This window comes from Chryseobacterium sp. CG10_8, assembly GCF_058117085.1.
This window is the reverse complement of the sequence record NZ_JBYVEB010000015.1, coordinates 17679-42734: the sequence shown is the minus strand read 5'-3', so window position 1 is coordinate 42734 and position 25056 is coordinate 17679. Positions and strand designations below refer to the sequence as shown.

Sequence of the window (25056 nt, the reverse complement as noted above, 5' to 3'; positions counted from 1 at the left end):
GCTTTTAGGCAAGAATAGTGCCATTTATCAAATACAACAAACACACATTTTTTTGAAAGAAAAAAATTATTTTATACAAAAAAAAGGACGAAACCTAGATTTCATCCTTTTTTAGTTAAAAATATCAAACTACGACTACCCCAAATAAGGATACTTGTAATTCTTTGGACTTACAAAAGTCTCTTTAATACTTCTTACAGAAACCCAACGAAGAAGGTTCATTTTACTTCCTGCTTTATCATTAGTTCCTGAAGCTCTTGCTCCACCAAAAGGCTGTTGCCCAACGACTGCACCAGTTGGTTTATCATTAATATAAAAGTTACCTGCTGCATTTTCCAAAGCTTTGTAGGCTTCGTCAATCGCATAACGATCCTGAGAAAACACACATCCTGTTAAAGAATATGGAGACGTCTCATCAACCAACTTCAAGGTGTTGTTCCAATCCTTGTCTTCATAAACATAAACCGACAAAATAGGTCCGAAAATTTCCTCGACCATACTTTCATATTTTGGATTAGTGGTTTCTATAACAGTCGGCTGTACAAACCAACCTTTTTTATCATCACATTTTCCACCGATAGCCACTTTTGCTTCCTTTGATTTCTCTGCTCTTTCGATATAACCCTTGCATTTCTCGAAGGAGTTTTTGTCAATTACTGCATTAATAAAATTCGAAGGATCTTCAGGAGAACCCATTTTTACCGTTTTCAATTGAGCTTCCATTTCTTTTTTAACATCTTTCCAAAGCGATTTTGGAAGATAAGCGCGAGAAGCCGCAGAACATTTTTGACCCTGATATTCAAAAGCACCTCTAACCATGGCAGTAGCAACAGCTTCCACATTAGCAGATGGATGAACCATTATAAAATCCTTCCCTCCTGTTTCTCCAACAATTCTTGGATATGTCTTATACTGATGAATGTTATCTCCAATTATTTTCCACATTCCTTGGAAAACTTTGGTCGAACCTGTAAAATGTAATCCCGCAAAATCTGGATGTGACAATACTTTTTCCGCGGTTTCTTTTCCATCGGTGAAAATCATATTAATAACACCATCAGGAAGACCTGCTTCTTTGAAAATTTCCATAATAACATGAGCAGAATAAATTTGCTTATCGGAAGGCTTCCAAACAACAACATTCCCCAACATCGCCATACATGAAGGCAAATTTCCAGAAATAGCAGTAAAATTAAATGGAGTCACCGCAAAACAAAACCCTTCCAAAGGACGATATTCCGAACGATTCCAAATTCCACTATCAGATACCGGTTGCTCACTGTACATTTCAGTCATGAACTCTACATTGAATCTCAAAAAGTCGATAAATTCACATGCTGAATCTATTTCTGCCTGATGAACATTCTTACTCTGTCCAATCATGGTTGCTGCATTAAGCCTATCACGGTATGGACCTGCGATAAGGTCTGCTGCTTTCAAGAAAATTGCTGCTCGTTGCTCCCATCCTAAAGCATTCCATTTTTCTTTTGCTGCAAGAGCGGTTTCAATCGCCTCATCAACATGCTTCATATTTCCTTTATAATAAAAGCCTAAATTATGTTGATGATCTTGTGGCGAAGACAATGCTACCTTTTCCTTGGTTTTCACTTCCTTGCCATTAATAACCATCGGAATTTCAACCTCCTCTTTCCACATTTTTTTGTAGGTAGAAATTAGGGACTTCACTTCCGCCGAACCAGGCGCATAAGTATTAACGGGTTCATTTACTGCGAAAGGAACTTGAGAAATTGCTTTTGACATAATCTAATATTTAATATTTTGAAAAAATGATTTTTACAAAGTTAATATTTTTAAACGTATAGAAAAAGCAACGTCCCAACCTCATCAATATGCAAAATATCTATTTTCAAAGTATGATTATTAACGCCAAAAAGCAAAAATAACCGAAAACATAATAGTTTTAGTTAAAAATATTAGTAATTTTAGAGAATATAATAAAAATATGATTTTCACTGTTGACAACAATTTTATTGAAGGGACAAGTGCCACCATTAAAAATTTTCGAAAGGGAGAATCGGTCATGCGCGAAGGTGAAAAAGCACGAAATTTCCTTTACCTCTTAGAAGGTGAACTTACCGTCTACAACTTTACCGAAGAAGGAAAAGAGTTCCTTCAACATAAAGTTTCCCCTAATCATTTCTTTGGAGAGCCTGCAGTATTGTTAGACCAATGTTTTCTAGGAAATGTTGAAGTCTGCTCCGACGAAGCAGAAATACTGGTAATTCCGAAAACTAATTTCTTGGATTACATGAAGACACATCCCGACAAAATGCTGGAGTTTGCCATGTCTATAGCTGAGAAATCCATTATCAAAAGTAATGCACTCAAGAACATCGTTTTCCTTAATCCTGAAGAAAGAATCCATCGACAACTTGAGGATTACAAAAAAGAAAAAGGAAAATGCTCGGAAAGAATTATGATTAACCTGACTCGAAAAGAAATTTCCAATATGACGGGTTTAAGAGTCGAAACCATCATTAGAACTGTTAAAAAGATGGAAAAAGAGCAAAAACTCGTCATCAAAAATGGAAAAATCTATTTTTAAGTGATTGTAGTCATAGGTCTTGTTGATGAGCTTTATTATTTTTAGCGCATGAAAAACTATGTATTCTGGCTTCGATTCTCAATTTTTAATTTTTTCATTGTATCAGTTTTAGGGGTATTAATGCGTTACAAAATTGCATTTTCGCTTCCCATTCTTGACCAAAAACATACGCAAGAAGCACACTCTCATTTTGCTTTTTATGGTTGGATAACTTTGGCTATCTATGCCTTCATCATTTACATTTTACAAGAATTTATTTCCCAGAAAAAACTAAAAAAATACAATAATCTCCTCATCATCAACACTATTTCTTCTTGGTTGATGATTCCTCTTTTTTTATGGAAAGGATATTTCGGAGGTTCGATTGGGGTTTCTACGATTGCCGTGTTAGTGAGCTATCTGTTTTTTTATTATCTCTATCAGGATTACAAAAGTGTACGACACTTGACAAAACCGTGGTTTCTTGCCGCTTTTCTTTTTGTTATACTATCTTCATTTGGAGTTTTCTTTTTGGCTTACATGAAGATTTCGGGGAATGTGACTCAAGATTTGTATTTGGCTTCGACGTATTATTATCTACATTTTCAGTATAATGGTTTCTTTACATTTGCCTGTATTGGCATCTTAGTCCACTATTTACAAAATATCGGAGTTAAAATCACTGATAAACAAAATCTTCAAATCTTCAAATTGTTATTTATTGGTTGCATCATTGGTTATGGACTTTCGGTATTGTGGTTGCGAATTCCACTTTGGACATTCGTAATAATCGTTGCTGGAACATTATTGCAAACCGCTGGTGTTTTCAAATTACTAAAACTTGTCAAAGAAAATTGGCATCTCATTAAAACCAAAACACCAAGCTTCATCAGGATCGGAATTTTAATAGCGGGATTCGCATTTTTGGTCAAAACAATTTTGCAGTTGGGCTCCAATGTACCAGAAATTTCGCAGTTTGCTTTTGGGTTTAGAAATATTGTTATCGCCTATCTTCATTTGGTTCTATTGATGTGTATTTCAGTTTTCTTATTGGCTCAAATTCTCAATTTAAGAATCTTTAAAATTTCAAAAGCAGTTATTTACAGCTTTGGAGCATTATTGTTAGGAATCTTTCTCAATGAAGCCATGCTTGGAATCATGGGAATCTTTTCCATCAAATATGTAAGTATTCCAAATAGTGCAGAGTTTCTTTTGGGTATTTCTGTTCTGATGATGGTTTCTCTTGCTATATTATTTGCTTCGCTTCGCAGGACGCATAGTAATTAATTTAAGAGTATAACATCCAGTCAATTGAATTCCTAATAAACACTTAGAAATTCAGTCATGTTTTTCTAACATTATTCGTGATTCTTGGTTTTAAAATTTCATAAAAAAAGCACCTCCGAATAGAGATGCTTTAAAACAAACTTAAATTGAAACAATAAATTCAGCGATAAAAATTTTTCTTAGTATTACCGCAGGAATGTTGTTATATACTTACTATGAAATGAATCTATTTAGGAAGGATAACTGAATCAACCACATGCACAATTCCATTAGATGCAGGAACTGAAGCAATAATATTGATGGTTCCGTTAACAGTAGGTTTTCCGTTGACCATTTTGATGGTAATGTTTTTTCCATCAACCATTCCAAGGTTTTGTCCGTCTGTAAATTGTTCTGTTTTTATTACTCCAACATAGGTGTGATGTCCCAAGATGTCTCCCAATTTGCCATTGTTTTCAGGTTTTAGTAAATCTTCAACTGTTCCAGCTGGGAGTTTATCAAAAGCCGCATTGGTTGGAGCGAAAACAGTAAAAGGACCAGCATTACTTAGCGAAGTAGTTAGTCCAGCAGCTTCAACAGCTTTTACCAAAGTGCTTAAATCCTTATTTCCGATCGCTAGTTTAACAATGTCAGGTGCAGACTGTTCATCTTGAACCCCTTCTTGTCCTTTAACTTCGATAGTTTCAGAATCAGATCTGGTAGTTTCAGTTCCAGAATCATTTTTTTTACAAGAAGTCATCACTAATAAGGTAGAAGCAAATAATAATACAATTTTTTTCATAGGTCAAATATTTAATGGACTAAAGTTATTGACTATCAACAAAAAATATTATGATTACAGTCACAAAAGTTACATAAGCGAAGTGATAATTGTCAGTTACAAGTCCTTTTTATTGAATTTGATTAATGAAAACAAAAATGGGAGTAATATCCACACTAATAAAATAACCATGGAAATTCCCATTCCTCCTCCAGCACCAAAAATATCTTTGAAAACAGCACCTCCATAACCCAACATTGCAGCAACATCTAACTGAAGTAAAACGAAAATTCTTGATAATCCGATAGGATTAATTGCCGCCAAAGTTGCCATAATTCCCTCAATAGGATAATCTGCAAATTGAAACATAAGAACCAATAAAATTCCATCATAGATAATGGCAAAAAATAGCCAAATGAAAATGGAAATCCCAATTCCTTTTGCTCGGTCTCTTGTCGAAATAGCCGAAAGCATCGCGAAAGAGGCAAATACAATTGACAAAAGAACTCCAATAATTATTAATGAAAATCCTGTTTCTATTGAGGAATAAAGTAAAATGGGTATTCCACAACCGATTAAAAATGCCAATGCCAATGCGGTCGAAAGCCCCAAAAATATATTGAACCACACTTTTCCTCTTGCGACAGGCTGACTAAGTAACAGTTCAATAAACTGGGATGAATTGTAAACGTAAATGGTTGAAAAAATAATACTTACCAATGGAACCACCAATAATACGACATTGAGCAAACTAAGCGTTGCCTTGGTAAAATTACTTTCGAGTCCCAAAACTGACCATGAAATAATAAACAAAAGGATGGTGTAAACCATGACAATTTTGTTTTTCAATATATCGAAAAGGATAAATTTTGCAATCTTATTCATGTTTCATTTTTTTTAAAAAGTGAACAATAGCTTCAGAAATGGTTGCGCCTTTCGATTCAATTTTCAAGTCTTCAACTGATTGGTTAAGCAGAATTTTTCCTTCGTTCATAAATACAATTTCGTTTACAATCTCGTCTAACTCACTCAGCAAATGAGAAGTGATGATGATGAGCTTGCCTTTATTTCGTTCTTTAATAATTTTATTTTTCAAAATTTCGGAAGCCAAAGGATCTAATCCCGCTGTTGGCTCATCCAAAATAATAATATTGGGATTGAACATAAACGCCAAAACTGAGCTCACTTTTTGCGTTGTTCCACCGGAAAGCGTTCCCATTTTTTTATCGTAAAGTTTTTGCAATTCGAAGGCTTCCAAAAGTTCGGTATCCAAATCGGCATCAGGAAGATTCCGAACATCCTTAATCATTTTCAAGGTTTGTTCGATGGTCATATTTTCTGGATAATGGCCAATTTGGGGCATGTAACCAATTTGGTTTCTGTATTTATAATCTTCTTTTACACTGTTGCCATTCACCAAAATATCGCCTTCTTCCACGACATTAAGCCCAAGAATACATTTAATCAAAGTTGTTTTTCCGCATCCATTGGGTCCGATTAACGCAATGGAATGTCCTTTTTGGAAATTGACATCCAAACGATCCAAAGCGGTGAACTTTCCGAATTTTTTGGTGAGCTGTTTTATTTCAATCATTCTTTTTTATTAAGGTTTGATTTTATCATTCAAAACTGTCGTGTATTTAGGAAAATTTTTATCGCAAAGTACACAAGGATTTTATTATTTATAAGCTGTGCTAATTTTTAGTACGCAAAGTCGCTTCGCTCTGCAAAATCAAATTGATTTACATACATATTCTTTCCTAAACGAAGTGGCTTTGCGAACATAATAAGTATATTTTTTTTCAAAAAAAATCTTTGCGCTCATTGCGTTAAATAGATTTTTCAATAATTATCATTAGTGTCATGCTGACGAAGGAAGCATCTTTTTCCAATTTTCAATTAGATTCTTCGCTCCACTTCTGAACTTCGTTCGCAGACCTTCAGTCTGTTTTCAGAATGACAAATATTCTTCCTAAATTTTAAATTTTTCGGGTTTTGTCAAAGGTTGCTCGTCCACAAAGTTTTCTGGTGTTAGACTTGGGATGACCTTTTCCATTCGGTCGAGCATATCCACCAAAAAAGTTTTGAATAACAACATCACCGAAGGATTCTTTTCCACCAAAACCGAATACAAACTCAAAGGATGAAACGGCACATCTCCAATACCATCTCGATTGAGGTCGTAACCTTCATATTTGTCCCAATAATTGCTTTTGAAGTCGTTCATCACCATGGTTCCACTCGTGCTAACATCGTAAGTATTGTTGATGAAATTGTTTTTGATGACCTTATTTTCCATACAATTGGCGTTAATTTTCAAACCCCAACCATTGCTTTCAAATTGGTTTTGATAAAAATCTATTTTGGTCGCGCCATCCATGAAAACCGCGGTTGTATTATTTTTAAATACATTATGCTTTATCTTGCTGAACGAAATATCTTTCAATAAAATTCCGTAAGCCGCGTCACCCCAATTATTGATGAATCGGTTACCGACCATTCCGACATTTTGACTGTACATCACGGCAACTCCTGCGTTATTGTCATCAAATGTATTCCCAACATAGACGTTGTCATTGGCGAACATAAAATGAAGTCCGTACCGAAGATTTTTTTTGGAATAATTTCTAAAAATATAAGAATTGGTGACTTTTTCCAGATAGATTCCGTCTTTGTTGCCTTCGATATAATTGTTTTTAATCCAAATTTCATCGCTGACCCAAACATGAATTCCGTCGCCACTACGTTCTTGTGAAGTCGCTCGAGTAGAGGTAATTCTATTATTCTGAATCAGACATCGATATCCTCTCTGAATATAAATCCCGAAATAATTGTTTTCGAAAATGTTATTTTCAATCGTCGAAAAATGACTGTCATACAATCGGATTGCCCCAATATTTTTAACCTCATCTTCTCCGGAATTAATAATTTTAAAACCTTTCAAATGGATTCGATTGGAGCGAAACGAAAGGATTTCATACTTCATTTCTCCATCTATAATAGGACGATCTTCTCCAAAAATGGACAAAGATTTGGTAATACTGATATTCCCTTCTTTGTAATGACCTTTTTTCACCAAAATAGTATCGCCGCTTTTTGCTGCGGCGATAGCTTTTTTAATGCTTTTATAAGGCTGGTTTCCACCGACATTTATGACATTCGAGAATATAAAAACGGGTAAAAACAAGAACAGTATCCTGAGCATAAATTATTTTTTAAGTTTAGCGCCTAATTTTGTAGCTGCTTTTTGAGCAACTGCTTTATCTTTGTAAGCTTGTGTGTTACCATTCATAGGACTTTTAATCGTTCCACCTGAGATATAAGTTGCAGTTGATGCATCGATAAATTTCGCTGAAGGAAAATCAACCACATACTTTCTAGCTCCTTTTGATTTGTCGGTATTAGAGTTAGAAAAACTCTCCATACAAATGATATCATCAAATTTATAAACTTTTCCTTTACTGGTTATCAATTGCGTTGAATACTTTTGCTCTGTAATGGTCATCTTGCAATGATCACATTGGTCTTTTCCCACATTAATTTCCTTCGGCCCAGATTGAGCACAAGAAGTAACGAATAAGAATAGTGATAAAACAAAAGTTAACAGTTTAATATTTTTCATAATCAAAATTTTAGATTTCTTTTTTTCTAAATTCCACGAAAGATAGTCCAAGCAAGATAATAGCAACTCCAAACATAATCCATCCTCCAATGTCGGGATAAGAATAAGCTCCGAAATTCAATAATTGTTTGAAACCAAATAATGGAGGTTGATAACTCATACCCGGAACAACAATTGCTGCATTGGGATCAAGGTTATGTCCGTAGTCATATTCCCATAACCAAAAGTCTACCATAAAAGCTATCCCGAAAATTAAAAATAAAATAGTTAAGATCAAAAGCCATTTTCGTTTGTTAAGAAAAGCTACGCCAAAACATAGGATAGCAAAAAACACTAATGCGAATGGTAGGACTTTGAATTCCCAAAAATCTTCTTGATGAATGGTTTTCATCCCTATATAATGGTTAAGTCCATTGATGATTTCGTAATCTCCTGTAATTTTAGTTGCATGAAGAAACATTCCTAATCCTTCCGGATACTGTGGCGCTTCCAAATAAATCGCCCAAAGTGGCACAAAAATGCTTATTAATAATCCGAGACCACAAATAATCAGTAATATTTTTGTTGTTTTTTTTAATGAATCGGTTTTCATTGTTTTATATTTAAAAGGGCAGTGAAATCCTGCCCTTTTATCATTGTTTAAAAAAAGTATTATTTAACTTCTCCCTCTTTAACAGAACCTTGTGCATTATCCTGTTTGTTATTCAAACTAAATATGAGAGGAGTGTTACTACCTACAGGAGAAACCCTTACATAACCTTGCATTTCTTGGTGTAATGCAGAACAGAAGTCTGTACAATACATCGGATACATTCCAGCTTTTCGAGGAATCCATTTCAGAGTACAAGTTTCACCTGGCATAATTAGGAGTTCGGCATTTTGAGCTCCTTTAATTGCAAATCCATGAGGAACATCCCAGTCTTGTTCTAAGTTGGTTACATGGAAGTAAACTTCGTCTCCAACTTTAACTCCTTCAATATTATCTGGTGAAAAGTGGGAACGAATGGAAGTCATATATACATGAACTTTGTTTCCTTCTCTAACGACTTTGGATTCAGCTTCACCCTTTGCTGCATAAGGATGTTTATTATCTCCTATTTTATAGAATTTCACTTGATCTTTCCTAATTAAATCCGCTGGTGCAGCTTGTGCATAGTGAGGTTCACCAAAAGTTGGGAAGTCTAATAAGAGCTTCATTTTGTCTCCACTTATATCATAAAGTTGTGCAGATTGTGTCAATTCTGGACCAGTTGGTAAGAATCTGTCTTTAGTAATTTTGTTATAAGCCACAACATATTTACCGAAAGGTTTTTTAGTATCTCCACCAGGAATCATTAAGTGACCTACAGAGTAGAATGTTGGTTGTCTGTCTAAAACCTCCAAAGTTTTAATATTCCATTTAACGATTTCAGAAGATACGAACATAGAAGTAATTGCATTCCCTTGTCCGTCAAACTCTGTATGCAATGGACCTAAACCAGGTTTTTTAACTTCACCGTGAAGCGCTGCTTCATATTTAATTACAGGAATACCATCGTATTCTCCACTGAAGTTTTTATCAGCAATTGCTTTCTGAATTTTATCGAAACTAAATACAGGAATTAAAGCTGCCAATTTACCAGAACCTACAATGTACTCTCCAGTTGGGTCAACGTCGCAACCATGAGGAGATTTAGGACATGGAATCATGTAGCAAATATCTTTCAATTCTTTAGCAGAAAGCACAGTAACTTCTTGCTCCATTGTAGTGGTAGCAGTTTGTGTTGCCTCATCAAATTTGTTGTGAGCATATTGAGTTTTAACTTTTCTACCTTTACCAGCTTTCAAATATTCTTCAGCTTTTTTCCAGTTAACAGCCATAATGAAGTCTTTGTCGTTTTGAGACGCATTAACTTCTAACAAAGAGTTAGCTTGTTCTGTATTGTAGCAAGAGAAGAAGAACCATCCGTGAGATTTTCCTTTACCAGCATGAGAAAGGTCGAAGTTGATACCAGGAGCTTCAATTTGGAAACTAATGTTCATATCTCCACTTTCTTTATTAATACCGATGAATGAAATAACTCCTTTGAAGTTTTGTTTCATGGTATTGATAGGAACATCACCATTAGCATCGTCTGTAGGAACAGCAAAACGAGTTCCTGCAACTACATATTCACTATTTTCGGTAATAAATGGTGAAGAATGATTACCCGCAGAGTTAGGTAATTCAATAATTTCCATTGTACGGAATGTTTTCAAATCTACTCTTGCAACACGAGGGGTGTTATTAGCATTAGCAAATATCCATCTTCCGTCCACTTCTCCATTGGTTTGAGATAATTCCAAATGGTGTTGGTCATCCCAAGGAATAAACCCATGAGAAGTTTCTAACATAGGCTTAGTTTCTTCACTATAACCATATCCATTTTCAGGATTAACTGAGAAAATTGGAACCACTTTAAGAAGTCTTCCACTTGGAAGTCCATAGACATTCATTTGCCCATTGAATCCACCACTCACGAAGTTGTAAAATTCATCATACTTGCCAGGAGCGACATAGACCTTTTCAGCAGCGTCACCACTTACGGCGTTTTGAGTTCCTTTAGGTTTACAGCCTGTTATCACAGTAAGTCCTGCGATAGCGACTACACCCAATAGTCTTGAAATTTTCATATCTTGTTTGTTTATCTTTAGATGTTTTTTTGAACGCAACAATTATTTAGCACCATCAATTTCTCTCATGTATTCGAGAATATCTCTGGCTTCTTTGTCTGACAAACCTTGATTTGGCATTCTAACCAAGCAAAGTTCTAATTGTTTTTGAAGTTCTGGATCCACGTCGATCATTGGATCTGGATTAGAAATAAAATTCATGATCCATGCTGGAGATTGTCTTGTTGTAACGCCTTTCCAACCAGGTCCAACTAGTTTTTCATCAGTTGGTTTATGGCAAGAAGCACATTTAACTTCAGCGACTTTTTTACCTTCCGCTGCCATTGTAGGATCGAACTTACTCACATCGACACTACCTTCCTCATATTTACCCAAACCTCTTTTGGGATCGTAGTCATTAGCACCACTTGCAGCAGGCGTTTCTTCTGTAGTTGCAGCTGTTGTTTCGGTACCAGCAGGCGTTGTAGATTCATCAGTTTTCTTCTCACCTCCACAAGAAAATAAGACAAAACTAAATAATGATAATGCAAGAATTTTTACGGTATTCATATAGATTAATATTTACTTTACCACAAAGCTACCACACCTCAGTCTCTAAAATTATGATTACAGTCATATTAATCGAATGATATTTATTAGGAAATTTGTTACTATAAAATTGTTTGAAAAAATGAAAAAAATTCTGTTTGCAACTGCCTTAGCTTTGGCAGTGATTTCGTGTTCTAAAAAGGAAGAACCAAAGGATGTAGAATCTAATGTTATGTTGGAGGAACCTAAAGAATCTTCATCAACTGATGTAGCTGGTGCTGGAAAAGACGAAGGTTTGAAATTAATTGAGGGAGCTGACTGCTTAGGTTGTCACAAAATGGATGCTAAATTAGTCGGACCATCTTATCAAGAAATTGCGGACAAATACACAGAAGCAGATGCAGATATGCTGGCGGACAAAATCATCAATGGAGGAAAAGGAAGTTGGGGAGAAGTACCAATGACTCCTCACGCTGGTATGAGTAAAGAAACCGCTAAAAAGATGGTTGCTTATATTTTAACTTTGAAAAAATAAACCTGATTAATGTCATTTATCAAAAATAATTTGGTGTCGAGTCTATTATTAGTTTCGATGCTAGTTGTGTCATGCAACAAAACAGAATCTAAAGAATCATCCGAAAATGGTGACACTCCCAATACCGAAGTATCTCAAGTACAAGAAGCACAACCACTTCAAAATGCACAAGGAGAAAAAATTGAGGTAATCTATTTTGCCGAAGGAGACCAAGTCGCCGTTAGAGTCAAATTAACAAATAGTACAGAAGTCAAACTTTCTGCAAAGGGAGTTAATGATAAGGGAAATCCATTATTCACTGATGGGAAATATGTTTGGGAAATGAATGAAGACGGACATTCTGGTAAACTGACAGACGAAAAAGGGGAAACCAAAGAATATCAATAAAGTCATATAGTCAACATAATAAAGACACTCTGTTAACGCAGAGTGTTTTTTGTTTCTGTCAATTTGTCACATTCATTTCGTTGGTACAAATTTGGAGAATTGCAAAAACATAAAACGAATTATTAAGTAAAAAAATAAAAAATATCATGAGTAAAATTATTGGAATAGACTTAGGAACAACCAATTCTTGCGTTGCCGTAATGGAAGGTAAAGATCCAGTGGTAATTCCTAATGCAGAAGGTAAGAGAACTACCCCTTCAATTGTAGCTTTCACAGAAGATGGTGAAAGAAAAGTAGGAGATCCTGCTAAAAGACAAGCGGTAACTAATCCGCAAAAGACTGTTTATTCAATCAAACGTTTCATCGGTACTCAGTTTTCTAAAGACAAAACTGAAATCGCAAGAGTACCTTATACTGTGGTTGAAGGACCAAACGATACTGTAAGAGTTAAAATAGACGATAGAGAATATACTGCACAAGAAATTTCTGCAATGATTCTTCAAAAAATGAAGAAAACTGCTGAAGATTATCTTGGACAAGAAGTAACAAGAGCGGTAATTACTGTACCTGCTTACTTCAACGATTCTCAAAGACAAGCAACTAAAGAAGCTGGAGAAATTGCTGGTTTAACTGTTGAAAGAATTATCAACGAACCAACTGCAGCTGCTTTAGCTTATGGAATGGATAAGAGCCACAAAGACCAAAAAATTGCAGTTTACGATTTAGGTGGTGGTACTTTCGATATTTCGATTTTGGATTTAGGTGATGGTGTTTTCGAAGTACTTTCTACTAACGGAGATACTCACTTAGGTGGTGACGATTTTGATGATGTTATCATCAACTGGTTGGCTGACGAATTCAAATCTGAAGAAGGTGTAGATCTTAAAGCCGATCCTATAGCGCTTCAACGTTTGAAAGAAGCTGCTGAAAAGGCAAAAATCGAATTATCTTCTTCTCCACAAACAGAAATCAACTTGCCATATATTACAGCTACGGCTTCTGGACCTAAGCACTTAGTTAAGCCTTTAACTAAAGCTAAATTCGAGCAGTTATCAGCTGATTTGGTAAGACGTTCTATGGAGCCTTGTAAAAAAGCGTTGCAAGATGCAGGTCTTTCAACTTCGGATATTGATGAAGTGATCTTGGTAGGAGGTTCTACAAGAATCCCAATTATCCAAGAAGAAGTAGAAAAATTCTTTGGTAAAAAACCTTCAAAAGGAGTTAACCCAGACGAAGTTGTTGCTATTGGTGCTGCAATCCAAGGTGGTGTGTTAACAGGTGATGTTAAAGACGTACTTTTATTAGACGTTACACCTCTTTCTTTAGGTATCGAAACGATGGGAAGTGTTTTCACTAAATTAATTGAAGCTAATACAACCATCCCTACTAAGAAATCTGAAGTTTTCTCTACAGCATCTGACAATCAGCCTGCAGTAAGCATTAGAGTTGGACAAGGTGAAAGACCAATGTTTAATGACAACAAAGAAATCGGTAGATTCGACTTAACTGATATTCCACCTGCACCAAGGGGAGTTCCTCAGATTGAAGTAACTTTCGATATCGATGCTAACGGAATCTTGCATGTTTCTGCAAAAGATAAAGGAACTGGTAAAGAGCAGTCTATTAAAATTCAAGCGTCTTCAGGACTTTCTGATGCTGAAATCGAAAGAATGAAGCGTGAAGCTGAAGAGAATGCTTCTGCAGATGCTAAGAAGAAAGAAGAAGTTGAAGTTTTCAATAAAGCAGACGGATTAATTTTCCAAACTGAAAAGCAATTGAAAGAATTCGGTGACAAACTTTCTGCTGACAAAAAAGCAGCGATTGAAAGTGCAGCAGCTGAATTAAAAACAGTTTTTGACGCCAAAGACATGGATGGTGTAAAAGCTAAAACTGAAGCGTTAGACGCCGCTTGGATGGCAGCTTCTGAAGAATTGTATGCACAAGGTCAAGGAGCACAAGGAAATCCTGAAGCTGGTGCACAAAATACTGGAGCTGGTGCAACAGAAGATGTACAAGATGCAGACTTCGAAGAAGTAAAGTAAATTTCATAGATATTAAATGAAAAGGCGTTGAAGACGCTTATCAAATAATTGAAAGTCCCCGAACGAAAGTTTGGGGATTTTTTTGTTAATATTCATCCTTTGTAAAATAATAAATCATTCGTTTCTCAAATTTGATTCGAAAGATAAAATGCAATTTATTTAATTTGAGTTTTTTCTAAAATAGATTTAAAATTACATCATCACTTCATAGCAACAATACAGGCTAAAAGCCCACTATGACGACATTCTCAGACAAACGAACTAGATATATTCATTTGATTACCAGTTGATTCACTTATAAAAAAGGGTGTTTTTCCTATGCGGAGCATTATATATGTAAATATCTTTGAAGTAGAAAAAAAACTATTCAGATAAAGTATTCAACGAGTAACGAAAAGCATACTAGTTGCTTTTCGAGATGTATGACACGTTAGTGAACTTTAAGAAAACTATTACCAAATTCTTTCAATTTCACTAATTGAAATTTACGACTCTAACGAGCCTGCCTATTCGGTTTTATTTTAAATTTTCAAAATGATGAAAACAAAAAAACTACAAACGGAATTAGGAAAAGTAATTTCAATTATTTTATTATTATTTTATACTTTTTCCTATTCACAAAGCAGTTGTCAGGGACACACTCTGACCCCTGGAGGTTGGGGTTCACCCAATACTTCAAACCCCAATGTTAGCTATCTTTACGCTAACTTTAACAATGCTTTTCCTTCTGGAGTAAGCATCGGTTGTCCAACAGGTTATCAGCTAAAACTTACTTCTGCACAAGCGGTGACCGATTTTCTACCTTCAGGAGGTGGATCTGGACAACTTCCTAACAATTTTACCAATCCTGGATCCAGCTATTCTAATACTTTAGCAGGCCATCTTATTTCTATCCAACTAGCACTTGGATTCGACAATTACGATCCTAACTTCACAAGTGCAACAACGCCATTTGGAGACTTTTACATTATGGATCCTAATAGTCCTTTCTATCTCATGACTGTTAGTCAATTTATGACATTGGCTAATAATTATATTGGTGGATGTGGTTATACTGGTCCTTATGATGGTCCGCAATTTACAGCAGCGGCAACCGCAATTAATCAAAACTATGATGAAGGAACTATCAATAATGGTTTTCTCGACTGCTGCAAACTGAGAATGAATGTCACTTTTGAGCCAATTAAATGTCATGGCGGAAGCACTACCGTGCTTATCACCGCAATCAATGGCACTGCCTCAACTCAAGGAGTTGGTAGCTTTACAGTGAGCGCAGGAACGCATACCTTTACCATTGGAGAAGGAAGCTGTGCTGTAACTAAAACTATTACAGTCACGGAGCCTCAACCTTTGGATATTAGTGTTAACGCTACTCCTATTTCTTGTAATGGTGGAGAATCTACTGTGACTGTTTCTGCAACAGGTGGTACTGGGCCTTATTCTGGTGTTGGTACTTTCAACGTCGGTGCTGGTAGTTATACTTATATGGTAACTGATGCCAATGGTTGTGAAGATTCTCAAAAAATAGAGATCTCTGAACCTCCAGCTCTTGTGGCTTCTATTAGCTATACTCCTATCCTTTGTAATGGTGGTTCTTCAACTATTACTGTTAGTGCTCTCGGTGGTACTGAACCTTATTCTGGTGTTGGTTCTTTCGTGGTAAATGCTGGTGGTCCGTATTCTTATATCGTAACCGATGCTAATGGTTGTACGGATACAGTTGTGATTGATAATATTAGTCAACCTTCTGAATTAATTATCAACGTAGTGGCTACTCCTATTTCTTGTAATGGTGGACAATCTACTGTGACTGTTTCTGCAACAGGTGGTACTGAGCCTTATTCTGGTGTTGGCACTTTCAACGTCGGTGCTGGTAGTTATACTTATATGGTAACTGATGCCAATGGTTGTGAAGATTCTCAAAAAATAGAGATCTCTGAACCTCCAGCTCTTGTGGCTTCTATTAGCTATACTCCTATCCTTTGTAATGGTGGTTCTTCAACTATTACTGTTAGTGCTCTCGGTGGTACTGAACCTTATTCTGGTGTTGGTTCTTTCGTGGTAAATGCTGGTGGTCCGTATTCTTATATCGTAACCGATGCTAATGGTTGTACTGACACTGTCGAAGTTACAATAAGCCAACCAGAGCCAATAGTTTTAAATCTTGATATTCCATTAATCTTATGTGTAGGAGGACATAGTACTGTAACTGCAAATGTTTCAGGTGGTACTGCTCCTTATTCATACGCTTGGTCAAACGGTGCTTCAGTAAATCCAGTTGATTTACCTGCAGGAAATTACTCTGTAACCGTAACTGATGCTAACGGATGTAATATTTCTCAAAACTTTGTAGTCAAAGTTAAATCTTGTGAAGGATCTACAACAGTAACAATAGGTGGTTGGGGAGCTAAAGCTTCAGGAAATAATTGGGGAACATATAGAGACAATCATTTTGCTTCTGCATTCCCTAGTGGTTTAACTATAGGTGCTGGTACAAGATTCCTAAAATTAACTTCATCAAGTGCAGTTCAGGAGTTCTTACCAAGTTCTACAACAGCTCGAGCACTTAATCCGGGAACTTTAGTTGATCTAGGAAGAGGTTACAGAAATGTTTTAGCTGGACAAGTTGTTGCTCTAACACTTAGTGTAACTTTTGATCAGGTAGATCCAAACTTCTCAAGTTCAGCTGGTTCTTTAGGTGATTTAGTAGTTATCTCAGGAACATTCATGGGAATGACTGTCAATCAGATTCTTACTGAAGCTAATAATATTTTAGGAGGTTTACCTTCTCAATATTCTGCAAATGAAATCAATTCAATTGTTGACGCGATCAATAGGAACTATGACAACGGAACAACTAATAATGAATTGTTAGCTTGCCCATGTGCTGATAGTGGAATGTTTACTAAAGCATCTACTAACAATGTAGAACAAACAATTAAAAATCCAGTGGTTGCGGAATCAATAGTTAAACTATACCCTAACCCAAGCCACGGAGAAATTAACCTTGCTTTTGAAGTTGAAGACAATAGTCCAATGACTGTACAGTTATTCAACCTTTCAGGAAAAATGGAAAGAGACCTTACCAAGTACATTCAAAGAAATGGAAAACAGGTCAATCTTCATTTCACTGACAATACGCTAATGGACGGAATGTATATGGTCATTATAAGATCAGAATCTTTCGAAAAATCGTTGAAACTTATCATTAAAAAATAGTTTCTTCAATTATGTTTTTTTTCACCCCAGGTTTTCACTTGGGGTGTTTTTATTAGTCATTCCGAGAAGAAATAATTACGACGAAGCAATCTATAACTTCTAAACAAGGCTAAAAGCACAGTTTTGAAAAAGTAAATACAATTGCGATTGAAAACCTAAGTCAGGGATAACATTTATTTTTAATCAAGTCAATTATGATTAAAGCTTCATCAATTAAACTTTGGTCAATGTCGAAATATAAACACAAATAAGCTTTAGTAATTTCAAAAATAATTTGCTTTAGGATTTTTTTCATGTTGAAAATTTTCCTAAAAGTCATGATGAAAAGAGTCCACAGAAAGGACAATAAATTAAATATTAAAATACTGATAAAGTGTACTTTACATTCTTGTTTTAATTTTTTATAATTGTACTTTCACGTTTATTTAATAGGATATGCTTTCCATTTTTTTTATCCTTTTTTGGGGAAATTATTTTTGATTTATCTAAAGGTTTTATTTATTTGAAATTTTATTTCTCTCCCAAATTCAAAATTCAAATAAGCTATATTTGCATCTCAAAATTTCAAAAAATGCTTACTAAAATAATCGTTCATAAAGTCGGAAATAAAATCAATCAAGAAAACCTATTTACTAGTCAAGAAGAGCTTCAGGTATCGGATGACATGAAGGAATTGTTGGAAAACTACTTTCTTGCAGCCTTCAAATCGGAGGAGCAGTTTCAGTTCTACAGCGACTCGTACTTGGTGAACAATCCAATATACAGTTCGGTTTCGGAGATATTCGAAGACCAAGGAAAATTTGTTTGGGAAAGTGAAAATATAGCCAAACATCTGTACGAAATTGCTGAAAATCCAAGAGTCCAAGGAGGAGAATTGTTTGTTTGCTATTTCGAAGGTGAAGCTTTAGAAACAAGTGACGGTCCAGGTGAGAAAATTGATTGCATCGGGATTTTCAAAACTGAAAGAAAAGAACCGTTTTTGAAAATTCAACCAAAAAAAGATGATACCCTGAGAGAAGTCGATGGGTACGATTTGGAAAGAGATTTCGGAATCGGACTTTCTAAATTGGATAAAGGTGCATTGATTTACAACAAAGACAAAGAGTCAGGTTTTGCGTTATCCGTGGTGGACAATAACAAAAATGGGGATATGTATTATTGGTTCGAAGACTTTTTGAAAGTCAAGCAACGTGATGACGACTACTTCCACACCCAAGAAACCCTACAAGTCTATAAAGATTACGTTGTTAAACAACTACCTCAAGAATTTGAGGTTTCCAAAGCCGACCAAGCTGATTTCTTGAACAAAACTTTAACCTTTTTTAAGGAGAAAGAGCAGTTTGATTATGACGAATTCACGAAAGAAGTTCTACAAGATGAGCACGTAATTGAGAGTTTTACCAACTTCAAAACCGATTACGAGCAAGACATGCAAGTGTCTATTTCGGAAGAGTTTCCTATTAATCAATCCGCGGTGAAGAAGAACCAACGTCTCTTTAAGTCCGTCATTAAATTGGATAAGAACTTCCACATCTATGTTCATGGCGACCGTAAAATGTTAGAAACCGGTCAGGACGAAAAAGGCAAATACTACCGTCTTTATTTTGAAAAAGAAGATTAAAAAAAAATCCCACCAAAATTTTGGTGGGATTGTTATTTAAAACTGATACTCTTTCTCTTCAAACAAACCTTCCACAGACCAATATCTTTCACCAGTATCATAATTAAAGGTGAGTATTTTTGAGCCTTTTGGAATTTCGTTGAGTTTTTTTGCGATTGCGGCGATAGATGTCCCTGTCGAAATACCACCAAGGATTCCTTCTTCTTGCGCCAATCTTCTTGTGAATTCATAGGCTTCATCTTTTTCAACTTGAATTGTACCATCAATAACTTTCATGTCCAAATTTTTCGGAATAAAACCAGCTCCAATTCCTTGTAAAGGATGTGGTCCAGGATTACCACCAGAAATTACTGGAGATGCGGATGGTTCTACAGCAAAAGATTTCATATTTGGATTGCTTTCTTTCAAAATTTTGGAAACTCCACTAATATGACCACCAGTTCCAACACCTGTAATAAAATAATCGAATCCGTCTGGGAAATCTCGCAAAATTTCCTGTGCCGTAGTTTTAATATGAATTTCTGGATTCGCTTCATTTTCAAATTGTTGAGGCATCCAAGAATTTTCAATCTGCGAAACCATTTCGGTGGCTTTTCTCACGGCACCTCCAGTGCCTTCCGTTCTTGGTGTCAAGACAAATTCGGCGCCATAAGACGACATCAGTTTTCGACGTTCGACACTCATGCTTTCTGGCATCACCAAAACCAATTTGTATCCTTTTACCGCGCAAACCATTGCCAAACCAACACCTGTGTTCCCAGAAGTAGGTTCAATAATAAGGGTATCTTTGTTTATTAGTCCTTCTCTCTCTGCCTTTTCAATCATAGATAAAGCAATTCGGTCTTTAATGCTTCCACCTGGATTTTGCTTTTCTAATTTCATCCAGATTTCGTAATCATCTCCAAATATTTTGTTGATTCTCACCATTGGTGTTTTACCAATAGTTTCTAATATGGTATTCGCTTTCATAATTATTTAAATAAAATAGTTAATAGGTTCATCGTTTGGGAATTTATTTTTCAAAATCACTTGTCCTTTGTGATAGACGATGGAATCCGGTGCAATTGAGGACGTAATCCAAACGTTTCCACCAATAAGACTACCTTTACCAATGGTGGTTTCACCTCCCAAAATGGTGGCATTGGAATAAATGGTAACATCGTCTTCAATGGTTGGATGTCGTTTGGTGTTGGCAATTTCTTTAGAAACGGATAAAGCACCTAAAGTAACCCCCTGATAAAGTTTCACATTATTACCAATAATCGTTGTTTCACCAATCACAACTCCAGTTCCGTGGTCAATAAAGAAATTTTTACCAATTTGTGCTCCAGGATGTATATCGATTCCTGTCTTGCTATGTGCAAATTCGGTCCAAATCCTTGGAATAAGTGGAATTTTCTTTAAATGCAATTCATGCGCAAACCTGAATATTGCCGTAGCATAGAAACCAGGATAAGCGTAATAAATTTCTTCAATATCGGTTGCAGCAGGATCATTTTTAAGGAGTGCTTTTGCATCGTTTTCTAATTCGATATATATTTTGGGGAAAACATCGAAGAAATACTCTGAAAGGCTTTCGCAATCAGTACTTTCAACTAAAACCGACTGTAATATATCCGAAAAATCTCTTTTAAAACTATCCAATCGGATCCCGATTTCATCTCTGGTCGAGCAACGGTGGAAGTCCAAGAAGAAAACAAAATGAAAAAAATCATCAATGAAATTTTCGATCTTCTTTTTCTGAATATCGAATTTTCGGCGATGATAACCTTCATGTAAATAGGCTCTGAAATCCACTTGTTTTTTTTTAATATTTATGCAAAAGTAGAAATATCAATTTTCTTTCTCATTGATTTGTGGTAACTATTTACTATGAAGGTAATTTAATTTTTAAATAAACAGAAAAACATGACATTTCATAGGATTGGAAATAATCCTAACAAAACCATTTACAAAATAGTATAGTTAAATTTTAATAATTTGTCATGATATATTTGTTTGTCATTCTGAGCACAGACTGAAGGTCTGCTAACGAAGTTCTGAAGTGGAGTCGTAGAATCTATATAGATGCTTCCTTCGTCAGCATGACATTTTAAATAGGTTTGACTATATCATCTGTAATAAAAGTTCTTTTCTTGCACCTTACAATAAAATTAATACTTAAAAACAAGCGTAACTACCTTGTTTAAATATCAAAAGAATACGTTTGAAATCTAAGATTCCATTAAAAAATTAGCAAATTAATCTGTATTTAAAATCAAAAAAGCCAGCTCCTACAAGTTGGTTTTTGCTATTTTTTAAAGTTTACATAATCGCTCAAAGTCGGGAGACTTTGCCTAGCGGAAATTAGGAAGTTAACATTAACTTAGAATCTTCTATTTCCCAATAATTATTATTCAATCTTAGTTTAAATATAAAGGCTCTATGCAGATAATTTTTTAAATAATGTTCAACAAATACTAATGCATTTTTTTTAGAAGGATCAAATACAATCTCTGAAAAATAGACAACACCTATCTCACATTCATTTGTATGTTTATCATACTCTGCCAGATCTAGGACTTTTGCGGTACACAAATCAAATTGATTTGCTTTTATAGAACTTCGTTTGCTCAATTTCTCTCTAACCTCTGAAATATTAGAAAACTCTTTTAAAAACTCCTTCCTTCTTTTTATGTAATTTATACGAGCTTCGGGATTATCTACAGCAAAATTGGTATTATCTGTAATAAAATTGCTAATACCTGTAGCAAGATCTATATTTTTATTTTTACTAGAATCTATATACAAATTGCAAAATTTTTCAGGATTATTAAAAAGTTCGTTGTTCGCTTTTGTCCTCTCTTCGCCATATTTATCATCATTATTTACAATAGAAGCTACTCTTAAACTATCAAAATATTTTTTTTCACCTAAATAATTATCTCCAAAATAATAAAATATCAACTGATCTGTTAAATCATTATATAGTTTTACATTAGTATCGGTAGATTGGCTTACACATTTTTTCACTTCCTCCTTACAATTCGTAATTAATAAAGAGGATAATAAAATCATAAATATTATAGTTTTAAAATTCATACTATTTGGAAATTTTAAATTAATAACATGATCTTTCAAGAATTCTTATTCGCAAATTATCTTTTGCCTTTTTTTAAATATCTAAAATAGATGGCTTTTTTTCTGATTTCAAGTCTCTGATTTGACGTTGCCCCCCGCTGACGAGAGCGAGACGCTCGTGTCCGCCAATTATTATCTATTTTGAAAACTTATACACTTTCTCTTTTTGATTACTTTCTTCGCATTGTACTAATCAAAGATATAAAAATAAAGATGTAAAAAATTATCACATGCAACTCACAAAAGCCAACTTTTGAAAGCTAGCTTTTTTACTTCAAAAATGTCAATTTGTCACTTCTGTTGCGATGGTATTTTTTTTGAAAAATATTCATCAGAAAAATTAAAATCAACATATTATGACAAAAGGAAGTATTAATGTATCGGTGGAGAATATTTTCCCACTCATCAAGAAATTTCTTTATAGCGACCACGAAATATTTTTAAGAGAGCTTATTTCCAACGCAACGGATGCAACGCTTAAGCTGAAACACCTTACTACGATTGGAGAAGCTAGGGTGGATTACGGAACTCCAAAGATTGAAGTCCAAATTAACAAAGACGAAAAAACCTTAACCATCATCGACCAAGGAATTGGGATGACTGCCGAAGAAGTTGAAAAATACATCAATCAAGTGGCTTTTTCAGGTGCGGAAGAATTTTTAGAAAAATATAAAGATTCGGCGAAGGATTCAGGGATTATCGGACATTTTGGTTTGGGGTTTTATTCGGCGTTTATGGTGGCGGATAAAGTTGAAATTTTAACCAAATCTTATCAAGAAAACTCAAAAGCAGTTCGTTGGACTTGCGACGGAAGTCCTGAATTTACTTTAGAAGAAACCGAAGATAAAACCGAAAGAGGTACTACAATTATTCTTCACATTGCGGAAGATTCAACTGAATTTTTGGAAGAAAATAGAATCAGCCAATTGTTGAGTAAGTACAACAAATTCATGCCGATTCCGATTAAGTTCGGGACGAGAACGCATACACTTCCACTTCCTGAAGACGCTCCAGAAGGAACAAAACCAGAAACTGAAGAAGTGGACAACATCATCAATAATCCAAATCCAGCTTGGACGATTGCACCAAGTGAATTGACCAATGAGGATTATATGAAATTTTACCACGAGTTGTATCCAATGCAGTTCGAGGAACCGTTGTTCAATATTCATTTGAATGTGGATTATCCTTTCAATTTGACGGGTGTTTTGTTTTTCCCAAAACTGAACAACAACCTCAACATCGAAAAAGATAAAATTCAATTATATCAAAATCAAGTCTTTGTAACGGATGAAGTTAATGGCATTGTTCCAGACTTCTTGATGTTGCTTCGTGGTGTGATTGACTCACCAGATATTCCATTAAATGTTTCCAGGTCGTATCTACAAGCAGATGGTGCCGTGAAGAAAATTTCTTCTTACATCACCAAAAAAGTGGCAGATAAAATGGCTTCACTCATCAATGAAAACCGTGAAGATTACGAGAAAAAATGGAACGACATCAAAATCGTGATTGAATACGGAATGATTTCGAAAGAGAAATTCTACGAAAAATCGGACAAATTCACATTGTATCCAACTGTTGACGAAACCTATTTCTTGTGGAGTGAATTGATGGACAAAATCAAACTGAACCAAACCGACAAAGACGGAAAAACAGTTATTTTGTACGCAACCAATACCAACGAACAGGATTCTTATATTCAATCTGCGAAAGACAAAGGTTATGAAGTATTGTTGTTGGACTCTCCTATCGTTCCACATTTAATTCAAAAATTAGAAACTTCTAAAGAGAATATTTCGTTTGCGAGAGTGGATGCAGACCACATTAATAATTTGATTAAAAAAGACGAACCTACAATTTCAAAACTCAATGAAACTGAAAAAGAAACCCTGAAAAAAGAAGTTGAAGATGCGATTAACGATACCAAATTCACGATTCAATTGGAAGATTTGGACAGCAATGATGCGCCTTTCACGATTACGCAACCTGAATTTATGCGTCGTATGAAAGATATGCAAATGACAGGTGGTGGCGGAATGTTTGCAATGGGCGGATTCCCTGAAATGTACAACTTGGTCATCAACTCCAACAGCGAATTTTCGAATCAAATTTTGAAAACAGAAAACGCTGACGAAAAAGCAAGCTTAATTCAGTACGCTTTGGATTTGGCTAAATTATCTCAAAACCTTTTGAAAGGTAAGGATTTAACCAACTTCATCCAAAGAAGTTATAACCAATTGGAGAAGTAAGTTTTGGGGGTTGTCATCCTGAGTGGAGCAAAGCGAAACGAAGGATCTCAAAAGATGCTTCCTCCGTCAGCATGACATCCAAAAAATAAAACAATTAAAGTTTTAAATAATTTCGGTGGAGCCTTTGGCTCCGCCGAAATAATATTTAAAGGGTGATTACAACTCATCCAAAGGATTCCAGAAAAGGTTTTTGAAATTCTTAATTTTGGTATCTTTGGCTTCAACACCTTCTTTGTCGAGTTTTTCGACAAATTCGTGGAGACAGCTTGCCGTGATTTGTCCCGCAGAATTGCAAACCCGATGCGCAGGAACATCTTTAGGACAACCTCCCATCGCCTTGCCCACATGCCGGGAATGATTTGGAAAACCCACTGCTTTTGCAATCGCTCCATAAGTAGAAACCCGACCTTCCGGAATCAGTCTGGCAATCTCCCAAACTTGCTGTTTAAATAGTTCGTTCATGATTCAAGAAGCTTCATATTACAA

General features: G+C 35.3%; 21 protein-coding genes. 8 read left to right on the top strand and 13 right to left on the bottom strand.

Features of this window, described 5'->3' with window-relative positions; all coding sequences use genetic code 11:
- Positions 1-135 precede the first annotated feature (135 nt).
- Positions 136-1761 (bottom strand): L-glutamate gamma-semialdehyde dehydrogenase, encoded by a 1626-nt coding sequence (pruA, locus tag AC4AGG_RS04590; RefSeq protein ID WP_489770808.1) that lies wholly within the window; start codon positions 1759-1761, stop codon positions 136-138.
- A 202-nt stretch (positions 1762-1963) separates the two neighbouring features.
- Here pruA and AC4AGG_RS04585 point away from each other — a divergent pair, with 202 nt between their 5' ends.
- Together AC4AGG_RS04585 and AC4AGG_RS04580 are read left to right on the top strand one after the other, a co-directional pair.
- The gene (locus AC4AGG_RS04585; protein ID WP_489770807.1) at positions 1964-2566 is read left to right on the top strand and encodes a Crp/Fnr family transcriptional regulator; all 603 of its coding nucleotides are present in this window, start codon (positions 1964-1966) and stop codon (positions 2564-2566) included.
- Between the two features lie 120 nt (positions 2567-2686).
- A complete protein-coding gene (locus AC4AGG_RS04580; RefSeq protein WP_489770806.1) occupies positions 2687-3832 on the top strand; it encodes a hypothetical protein in 1146 nt (381 codons plus the stop codon).
- Between the two features lie 226 nt (positions 3833-4058).
- Here the strand turns inward: AC4AGG_RS04580 and AC4AGG_RS04575 are convergent, their stop codons facing one another.
- The 8 genes from AC4AGG_RS04575 to AC4AGG_RS04540 all read right to left on the bottom strand — a co-directional run bounded on the left by AC4AGG_RS04575 (position 4059) and on the right by AC4AGG_RS04540 (position 11415).
- Positions 4059-4613, bottom strand: a complete 555-nt coding sequence (locus tag AC4AGG_RS04575; protein WP_489770805.1) for a fasciclin domain-containing protein — start codon at positions 4611-4613, stop codon at positions 4059-4061.
- A gap of 96 nt (positions 4614-4709) precedes the next feature.
- Complete coding sequence (locus tag AC4AGG_RS04570) at positions 4710-5477, bottom strand: ABC transporter permease subunit (protein ID WP_489770804.1); 768 nt, start codon at positions 5475-5477, stop codon at positions 4710-4712.
- A complete protein-coding gene (locus AC4AGG_RS04565) occupies positions 5470-6186 on the bottom strand; it encodes an ABC transporter ATP-binding protein (protein ID WP_489770803.1) in 717 nt (238 codons plus the stop codon). Before AC4AGG_RS04565 ends, AC4AGG_RS04570 begins: the two co-directional genes overlap by 8 nt.
- 378 nt (positions 6187-6564) lie before the next feature.
- On the bottom strand, positions 6565-7797 hold the full coding sequence (locus AC4AGG_RS04560) for a nitrous oxide reductase family maturation protein NosD (RefSeq protein ID WP_489770802.1): 1233 nt from the start codon (positions 7795-7797) through the stop codon (positions 6565-6567).
- 3 nt (positions 7798-7800) lie between these two features.
- Positions 7801-8214, bottom strand: a complete 414-nt coding sequence (locus AC4AGG_RS04555; RefSeq protein WP_489770801.1) for a nitrous oxide reductase accessory protein NosL — start codon at positions 8212-8214, stop codon at positions 7801-7803.
- A 10-nt stretch (positions 8215-8224) separates the two neighbouring features.
- Positions 8225-8806, bottom strand: coding sequence for a hypothetical protein (locus AC4AGG_RS04550; RefSeq protein ID WP_489770800.1), 582 nt, complete (start codon positions 8804-8806; stop codon positions 8225-8227).
- 59 nt (positions 8807-8865) lie between these two features.
- On the bottom strand, positions 8866-10866 hold the full coding sequence (nosZ, locus tag AC4AGG_RS04545; RefSeq protein WP_489770799.1) for a Sec-dependent nitrous-oxide reductase: 2001 nt from the start codon (positions 10864-10866) through the stop codon (positions 8866-8868).
- 42 nt (positions 10867-10908) lie between these two features.
- The gene (locus tag AC4AGG_RS04540; RefSeq protein WP_489770798.1) at positions 10909-11415 is read right to left on the bottom strand and encodes a c-type cytochrome; all 507 of its coding nucleotides are present in this window, start codon (positions 11413-11415) and stop codon (positions 10909-10911) included.
- Positions 11416-11536: 121 nt separating this feature from the next.
- On the opposite strand from AC4AGG_RS04540, the gene AC4AGG_RS04535 reads away from it, so the two are divergent.
- The 5 genes from AC4AGG_RS04535 (at position 11537) to AC4AGG_RS04515 (ending at position 19198) form a co-directional block, all read left to right on the top strand.
- A complete protein-coding gene (locus AC4AGG_RS04535) occupies positions 11537-11929 on the top strand; it encodes a c-type cytochrome (RefSeq protein ID WP_489770797.1) in 393 nt (130 codons plus the stop codon).
- Positions 11930-11938: 9 nt separating this feature from the next.
- Positions 11939-12316 (top strand): hypothetical protein, encoded by a 378-nt coding sequence (locus tag AC4AGG_RS04530; protein WP_489770796.1) that lies wholly within the window; start codon positions 11939-11941, stop codon positions 12314-12316.
- Positions 12317-12462: 146 nt separating this feature from the next.
- Positions 12463-14358, top strand: coding sequence for a molecular chaperone DnaK (gene dnaK / locus AC4AGG_RS04525; RefSeq protein ID WP_489770795.1), 1896 nt, complete (start codon positions 12463-12465; stop codon positions 14356-14358).
- A gap of 534 nt (positions 14359-14892) precedes the next feature.
- Entirely contained in the window at positions 14893-17577 is a 2685-nt protein-coding gene (locus AC4AGG_RS04520) for a T9SS type A sorting domain-containing protein (protein ID WP_489770794.1), read from the top strand.
- Positions 17578-18148: 571 nt separating this feature from the next.
- Positions 18149-19198, top strand: a complete 1050-nt coding sequence (locus AC4AGG_RS04515; RefSeq protein ID WP_489770793.1) for a nucleoid-associated protein — start codon at positions 18149-18151, stop codon at positions 19196-19198.
- Positions 19199-19234: 36 nt separating this feature from the next.
- On the opposite strand, the gene cysK is transcribed toward AC4AGG_RS04515, so the two are convergent.
- The 3 genes from cysK to AC4AGG_RS04500 all read right to left on the bottom strand — a co-directional run bounded on the left by cysK (position 19235) and on the right by AC4AGG_RS04500 (position 22255).
- Positions 19235-20167, bottom strand: coding sequence for a cysteine synthase A (gene cysK, locus AC4AGG_RS04510; protein WP_489770792.1), 933 nt, complete (start codon positions 20165-20167; stop codon positions 19235-19237).
- Between the two features lie 6 nt (positions 20168-20173).
- On the bottom strand, positions 20174-20995 hold the full coding sequence (gene epsC / locus AC4AGG_RS04505) for a serine O-acetyltransferase EpsC (RefSeq protein ID WP_489770791.1): 822 nt from the start codon (positions 20993-20995) through the stop codon (positions 20174-20176).
- Between the two features lie 549 nt (positions 20996-21544).
- Positions 21545-22255, bottom strand: a complete 711-nt coding sequence (locus tag AC4AGG_RS04500) for a hypothetical protein (protein WP_489770790.1) — start codon at positions 22253-22255, stop codon at positions 21545-21547.
- A gap of 419 nt (positions 22256-22674) precedes the next feature.
- Here AC4AGG_RS04500 and htpG point away from each other — a divergent pair, with 419 nt between their 5' ends.
- A complete protein-coding gene (htpG, locus tag AC4AGG_RS04495) occupies positions 22675-24570 on the top strand; it encodes a molecular chaperone HtpG (protein WP_489770789.1) in 1896 nt (631 codons plus the stop codon).
- A 156-nt stretch (positions 24571-24726) separates the two neighbouring features.
- On the opposite strand, the gene AC4AGG_RS04490 is transcribed toward htpG, so the two are convergent.
- Positions 24727-25032 (bottom strand): MGMT family protein, encoded by a 306-nt coding sequence (locus AC4AGG_RS04490; protein ID WP_489770788.1) that lies wholly within the window; start codon positions 25030-25032, stop codon positions 24727-24729.
- Positions 25033-25056 lie beyond the last annotated feature (24 nt).